Here is a 6,155-nt window from a genome sequence, read left to right on the forward strand (position 1 = left end):
GACGGTGGATGGCAGCCAGGCAACAGGATTTATTAAAATGCTCTTTAATTTCCTGAAGCGTCATATCAACATTTTTATCAAGAAGGGCTTGCAATTCCCGAATCTCCTCGCATGAGAAACAACTTGGACGATGGCCATTGGGTTTGGCTGATAATCGTTGGTTTTCACGGTAAGCTCTGACCCAATTGCAGATGCTAGCCGGGGTATAACCTAAAATATCTGCCAATTGCCTGGCTGTTGCTTTTCCATCAAGATACGCATGAACAGCCTTGGTTCGGATTTCTTCAGATGCAAATTTCATCTCTGCAATCTAAACGATTTTTAAATAAAATAAAAGTCAAATTGCTCTAGACAACATTTTTAAACGCCGTACCCGCAACTATACCCATCTGAAAAATATTTTCTGGGGCGGGGTTGGACGGCATCGACCATACGCCTAAGCCAACCGTTCGTTGGCGGCAAACGTTTTTCTCGCGTCTTTGAGCAAGAGCAGAAGCTGTTTCTCTCTGGCGGGGGATTTTACAAAGCCATATTTCATATAGAAGGCTTCCGCGATCTCATCCAGAGGATGTACGAGCATGGCACGCACGCCGACATTCTCTGCCAGATTGAGTGTCTTCAAAACAGCCTCCCGAAGCATGGCCGCCCCAAGGCCTTTTCCCTGCCATTCCTTATCGACGGCCAAGCGGGCAAGCAAAACGACAGGGATAGGAAATCCGCCCATACCCTTTGAAATTCGAGGTGGCGCATCTATGATATCAATCTGGCCCACCGTAAGGCTGAAATAGCCCACTACGGAGCCAGTATTCGAATTTTCTACGACAAAGGTTCTCGCAGAGCCACTGGCATTCGCATGACGAGCGTACTGAACGAGCCAACCATTCAAAGATTCCACGCCGCAGTCAAACGATGTAAGATCGTGGCTGCTGCTAAGAGGTTGAGGGAGAAGCAGCATCATTCATCCCACGGAGATTTCGCATCACGCAGCCCCTGTAGACCTTCAGTTTCCACTGCCGGAGCATCCAGCAAGCGCAAAATATCTTCCCCGACTTCGGAAGAGACCAGAAAGAGCCGCTGATCGAGCAAAGTCTGCTCGGCCGTACGGCAGGCACTGTCCAGAATAAATTCCGTAAGCGACTTACGAGAACTGGCCGCAGCACTCCGGAGCAGGTGCTCCTGCGCGGGAGTAGCCCTAAGCCCGATGCGGCCGGAGCGCGACGAGTTGTTGATTGCGATAGCCATATCAATTCTCCTTTTGGGATATGTTAGTACATTGAACGTACACTGACAAGACCATCAAAACGACTTCCCCAAAAAATTTTTACAATTTGCCTGAGACAAGTAACAAACACAAGCCTACCTCAAAAACGACTACTATTACGTTATAGTCATACTTTTATATGGGTCATTTTTCTTTGTATTACCAAAATAATAAATTTATTTTTTAATTTAATATAAAAATATATACTCAACTATTCAAAACTAATTATATAATACTACTCTTTTTAATATTGTTGTTGGCTTATATATATTTAAATTTATCCAAATATTAGAATACAAATATGCTTTTTAAAGAAGCAACTTCTTTTTTATTTTCCCTAGTGTAATAGGATCATTCTTTTGAGCAAATTTGGGTTCTGCCATCACCACTAATATAGGCCATACATCTAAAGGAAGAAAACACCATGCAGGCCAGTTATTCCTTTCCAGATCTCTATATTCATCTGTTTCTCTCCATAACCAACTGAATTTCTTGTTTTTATTTATTGATTGTAAAAGGCGGATAGGAGCATTGTCTTTTTCCATATGAAAATCTCTTTGGGGTATTTAGTTAAATTTTGCTTGATTAGAATTCATTTCATACGGACTATGAAATAATTCCTATTCTATTAGAAAACATTAATCAATACAAAAATACCGAGCATTATACAAAGAATAGCAACGCTCCCTTTTTTCCACCACCCCGTTTCCGCCTCGGCAAATTCCCATGCGGCCACGCCTCCACCAAACATCCCCGCCGCGAGGCACAGCCCGCTGATGAGCCAGCCGGATGGCATGTGCAGAACCGCCGCCAAGGGAATATCCCGCCCCGTGTCGATACGAAAGCCTGCCCAGAGCATCAGACTCCCGTAGGCCAGCAGGCAAATCAGGGCAAGTAACCCCATCGGCACCAGTCTGGCGTATTGAATCTTGGAAGCAAGAGCCCGCGCTTCCCTGACCACGCTGTCGGTGAGCCGGGCTTGCGCGGCGGCAGTCTCCTTTTCTGCGGCAGTGGCCATGCCGTCCAGGATGGTTTTGGAGGCTGCGGCGATTTTCTCCGGCAACGCCTCATAGTAGACGCGCTGATATTCCATCGCGGCCAGCAGCGGCCAGAGCGCGCGTCCTCCCTGAGATTCAAGCTGTTGCCGACCTCACGCAGACGGGCCGTTTCCGCTTCGGACAGTTTCCTGCCGCACGCCTTGCCGAGATCAATCACGCTATCCATGCTCATGACGTTTCTCCCATAACACGTTCAAACATGTTCGCGCACAATCTCCGCCAACGCTGCAATTCCGCCCGTGTGCCGAAGGGCATTTCAGGATGGGCGGCGCGGATGGACATACGTCTGGAATACAGCCAGTCGGCCACGCGACCGGCCACCGCCGGAAAGTCCAGCGTCATGCCGTTCTTTTCCACCACTTCCCGCGCTTTGGAGCTGTTATATATATCAAAACGCCGCGCTTCACCGAAATACAGATTCCGGCAAACATGGATGGGTACATCCGTGAATACTTCCTGAAAGGAATGCAAAAGCTCTATGGAGTCACGGTGCCGGTTGATTATCCAGAAAACAACCAGTTCCCGCCGCAGTTCCCGCAGGGCTTCCTTCATGATGTCGCCATAACTGGCCGTGCTGGTTTTGGTGCGGGCTGCGGCATTGATGACCACGGCATGATCCGGGCAGTTCTGCACAGTGTCCAGCAGCTCCGCCCAGCCGTCGGCATCGTCCAGACTGTTCAGACGGCAGCGCAGGTTCGGCAGGGCAAGCTCCCTGTGCGCCTTGAACACGTCCGGGTTGTCGGTATCGGTATCCACAAGCAGGATGTTCGCGTCCCTGCTGAGCAAATAGTCCACAAGGGCGAAGGAAAAGAGACTCTTGCCGACGCCGCCCTTGCTGCCGCCAACATAGAACACGCTTGTTTGAATGTTCATGATCAAAGCTCCGTATCGGGTATGTCCGGCGTATAGTAGGCCGGGGTTTCTTCCTGTGCGTGGGACGTGACGGGAGGAGCCGCGACGGGTTTCGCGGTTTCAGGCCTGGGCCTGGGCTCGCGTTTTCGCGGAGCCGCCTTCGCGGGAAGCACCTTTGCCCGGATGACGGGCGCGGGAATGACCACGTTGCCCTGGGCCATGATGTCCGCCAGTTCCTTCACCGTGTATCCCTTTTCAAGAGCTTTCAGGATATGGGCGTTGAGCAGGTCTGCGGCTTCCTCCCGCGTCTTGCCGAGATTTTTGTCCGGCAAGTCGTCCAGGATTTTCCGCATGGCATTGATGTCTTTCACCGGAATACGTTTGAACTTTCCCATGCGTTTCCCCCTATCTCATCCGTCTACGCGGTCGGCTCTGGCGTTCCCGCTCTATGCGCCGTTTTTCAAGGTCGCCAACAAGGTCTGCAAGCTGCTGTACACTTCGCTGACATCGGTGAACAATCTCTTCAACGTGCGAAGTTCCGTCTGAAGCAGCATCTGTTTGTCCTCCAGTACGTCGATCCTCGTGCTGAAGGCCGTCAGCCGGGCATTGCAGTTCTCCTCCATCCGTTTCAGGCTCTGTATCAGCATCCGTTCTGTTTCGGTCATGAATGGTATCCTCCTGGAGTTGGGGCAAAAGGAGGGCTTCCTCGCGGGGGAGCTGATTCCATTTTGCCGGATAGCGTTTGATGTTGCAGGCGGCGCGTTTTTCAATGACGCGCTCAAAAGCCGGTTGCAGACGGGCGACCATGCGCCGCGCCGTTTCCTGCTTCTTTTCTTCGGATTTTTCCTTCGGGGCGGCTTTGGGCGTCCAGCCTCTGGCGTAAAAACCTCCCCTGAAGCGCATCTTCATGCCGCTGTCCGGGGCGATGACGCTGATGTAGTCCCTGCCTTCGCGGTTGATGCGCAGTCCCTGTTCCTTCAGAGCGTTCAGAACATCTTCCCGGTTCCGGACAAGTCCCCGCGTCACTTTCTCCTTGAGAAAGGTATGAATGACTTCCTTTGCCCTGTCGCGGTCGCTTTCCCTGATTTCCTTGCCCCATCGCGCCATTCGCGCCTTGAACAGGTCGGCCTTTCTCGGAAGCTCGTCCCGCGCCCGTGCCGGGTCATCGGGCCGCGCCCAGCCTTCGCGCCAGTTGAACAGGTCGCGGAAGACAGCAAAGTCCTTTTGCCAGCCGGGAGGGCAGGCGTTGAAATCCTTGCCGCTGGAAAGCTCCAGACGCGGAATGAGGAAATGCAGCTCGTGATGCCCGGCATGGGTATGCCGCACCCAGAGGATATTGCGCTGATCCGCTTCCAGACCGGCGAAGGCCACGCGCTCGAAAGCGTCCATGACTTCCTCTTCCTGTTCCTCGCTGATCTTCTCATCCGGGTGCCACGACAGAACGCCGGAGGTGAATTTCCATCGCCGCTCTATGCTGTCGACAAGCGCGCGGGTCATGGCGGGATCGCCGCGCAGCACCTGAGGCGGGGCTGTGTCTCTCCCCGGATAGTCCGGGCGCACAAGATAGCGACTGGGCTTGTCGCCTTCTCCTGTGCCGTGCGGAAAGACCTTCATCAGCATGGCCCGGCCTCCGGTTCATCTTCCGCTGAAGCGCATGATGCGAACTCGGCGATGCGCCGTTCGATGCCTGCCAGCGCCGTCAATACTTCCACGGCTTCCGCCGCCCGCTTATAGGTGTTGGTCCATCTCGCAAGTTGATTAATATTCGCGCCGATGCGGGCCAGCTCCCGCAACCGCCGTTTCTCTTCCGGCGTTTTTCGCAGGCGGATGCCAAGGCAGGTCTGGCGGATGTACTCCGACATGCTCATGTCGTGCAGTCCGGCGTTGAAGCGGAGGATGTCGCGCTCCTCCGGGAACACACGCACGATGACGGCGGCGTTGCGCACGGGCTTGACGCGCCTCATTGCCTTTCCTGCCTTTTTGACTTTTGGGGTTCGAAGGGGCTTTGCCCCTCGCCAGCCGTGAGACTATACGCGTAGCGTATAGACGAAACGTAAGCTGGCCCTCGGAGACAATGCCGGACAAATGAACAGGCATCCGCGCGAAAACGGAGACGTATGATGCGGATATCGGGAATGCGGCGAGTGCGTATCAGACGTGAAGCGCAGTCGTATCCGGTGTGTCGCTGGCGGGTATAGCGACAGCTCCAGATAAACATCCGGCTCATAAGAAGACGGTATGCGGAGAAAGACTGAACGCCATGCGGAAGTCGACCGATCTGTATCCGGCTCACAACATGGTCAGCATGACGCACATGACGGCGCGGGCATTTGAACGTCGGGCGGGAGGCAACGCCGTATGTATCGGGAAGATTCTGTGGAGAGTAAGCCGGGACGGCCTTGCAAGTATTGTTATCCCCGCGTGCCGGTATACGGGAAAACTGCGGGAGGCGGGAAACGCTTTTTTGTGTCGTTGTCTTTGTGCTTCTGGCCTGCGGACTTCCTTTGACCGAGCCTCCGCCGGAGGCTTCCTCGTCCGTCGCCCGCAAGCATCCATAGAGCATTTTGCTTTTAACTTTTTACATAGCCACAGGATTTAAACCATCCTTCAGCGTCTTTTTGTGTGATACAACTTAATGCTTTTCCAATGGACTTGTACAGTTCATCACATGTTTTTGCTTTCATACCCCGAAGTAATTGTTTCACTTTGCTCCACATCTTTTCAATGGGATTTAAATCCGGGCTGTATTCTGGAAGGAAAATATACTTGCAGCCTTTTTCCCTTATCAAGTTTTGGGCGGTTTTTGATTTATGGACATTCAAATTATCCATTATAACAACATCGTTAGCTTTAAGCGTTGGAAGAAGAAATTTTTCAATATAAGCATTGTACATTTTTCCATCCAGTGCCCCATCAAAAACAACACTGCAAGTCTCTCCCGTTACCCGGATTGCTGAAAGTATGCTTATCCTTTCCCAACGTCC

At 52.3% G+C, this 6,155-nt stretch carries 10 protein-coding genes; all 10 read right to left on the reverse strand.

All coding sequences use genetic code 11. The annotated features are described in order from the left end of the window. Positions 1-301: helix-turn-helix domain-containing protein (locus tag G7Y52_RS14125; RefSeq protein WP_206215190.1), on the reverse strand; the 301-nt coding region annotated here is incomplete at its 3' end. Positions 302-436: 135 nt separating this feature from the next. Continuing rightward, positions 437-958 (reverse strand): GNAT family N-acetyltransferase, encoded by a 522-nt coding sequence (locus tag G7Y52_RS14130; RefSeq protein ID WP_165072988.1) that lies wholly within the window; start codon positions 956-958, stop codon positions 437-439. Further along, on the reverse strand, positions 955-1,242 hold the full coding sequence (locus G7Y52_RS14135; RefSeq protein WP_165072990.1) for a DUF1778 domain-containing protein: 288 nt from the start codon (positions 1,240-1,242) through the stop codon (positions 955-957). Before G7Y52_RS14135 ends, G7Y52_RS14130 begins: the two co-directional genes overlap by 4 nt. A 327-nt stretch (positions 1,243-1,569) precedes the next feature. Next, a complete protein-coding gene (locus G7Y52_RS14140) occupies positions 1,570-1,806 on the reverse strand; it encodes a hypothetical protein (RefSeq protein ID WP_165072991.1) in 237 nt (78 codons plus the stop codon). An 83-nt stretch (positions 1,807-1,889) separates the two neighbouring features. Beyond that, the gene (locus tag G7Y52_RS14145; RefSeq protein WP_206215327.1) at positions 1,890-2,324 is read right to left on the reverse strand and encodes a hypothetical protein; all 435 of its coding nucleotides are present in this window, start codon (positions 2,322-2,324) and stop codon (positions 1,890-1,892) included. 163 nt (positions 2,325-2,487) lie between these two features. Then, the gene (locus G7Y52_RS14150; RefSeq protein ID WP_165072993.1) at positions 2,488-3,192 is read right to left on the reverse strand and encodes a protein mobD; all 705 of its coding nucleotides are present in this window, start codon (positions 3,190-3,192) and stop codon (positions 2,488-2,490) included. Between the two features lie 2 nt (positions 3,193-3,194). Beyond that, positions 3,195-3,566 (reverse strand): hypothetical protein, encoded by a 372-nt coding sequence (locus G7Y52_RS14155; RefSeq protein WP_165072994.1) that lies wholly within the window; start codon positions 3,564-3,566, stop codon positions 3,195-3,197. A 10-nt stretch (positions 3,567-3,576) separates the two neighbouring features. Beyond that, on the reverse strand, positions 3,577-4,791 hold the full coding sequence (locus tag G7Y52_RS14160) for a relaxase/mobilization nuclease domain-containing protein (RefSeq protein WP_165072998.1): 1,215 nt from the start codon (positions 4,789-4,791) through the stop codon (positions 3,577-3,579). Beyond that, complete coding sequence (mobC, locus tag G7Y52_RS14165) at positions 4,785-5,135, reverse strand: plasmid mobilization relaxosome protein MobC (RefSeq protein WP_165073000.1); 351 nt, start codon at positions 5,133-5,135, stop codon at positions 4,785-4,787. The genes G7Y52_RS14160 and mobC overlap by 7 nt, the downstream gene beginning before the upstream one ends. 606 nt (positions 5,136-5,741) lie before the next feature. Beyond that, positions 5,742-6,155 (reverse strand): transposase (locus tag G7Y52_RS14170; RefSeq protein ID WP_165068458.1); only part of this gene is annotated, 414 nt, incomplete at its 5' end.

This window comes from Desulfovibrio sp. ZJ200 (assembly GCF_011039095.1).
Classification (GTDB): Bacteria; Desulfobacterota; Desulfovibrionia; order Desulfovibrionales; family Desulfovibrionaceae; genus Desulfovibrio.

Bases quoted from the DNA above. Each gene is read 5' to 3' on its own strand.
- G7Y52_RS14155 (WP_165072994.1), bottom strand. From the start codon at position 3,566: ATGGGAAAGTTCAAACGTATTCCGGTGAAAGACATCAATGCCATGCGG.
- G7Y52_RS14140 (WP_165072991.1), bottom strand. From the start codon at position 1,806: ATGGAAAAAGACAATGCTCCTATCCGCCTTTTACAATCAATAAATAAA.
- mobC (WP_165073000.1), bottom strand. From the start codon at position 5,135: ATGAGGCGCGTCAAGCCCGTGCGCAACGCCGCCGTCATCGTGCGTGTG.
- G7Y52_RS14135 (WP_165072990.1), bottom strand. From the start codon at position 1,242: ATGGCTATCGCAATCAACAACTCGTCGCGCTCCGGCCGCATCGGGCTT.
- G7Y52_RS14160 (WP_165072998.1), bottom strand. From the start codon at position 4,791: ATGCTGATGAAGGTCTTTCCGCACGGCACAGGAGAAGGCGACAAGCCC.
- G7Y52_RS14130 (WP_165072988.1), bottom strand. From the start codon at position 958: ATGATGCTGCTTCTCCCTCAACCTCTTAGCAGCAGCCACGATCTTACA.
- G7Y52_RS14150 (WP_165072993.1), bottom strand. From the start codon at position 3,192: ATGAACATTCAAACAAGCGTGTTCTATGTTGGCGGCAGCAAGGGCGGC.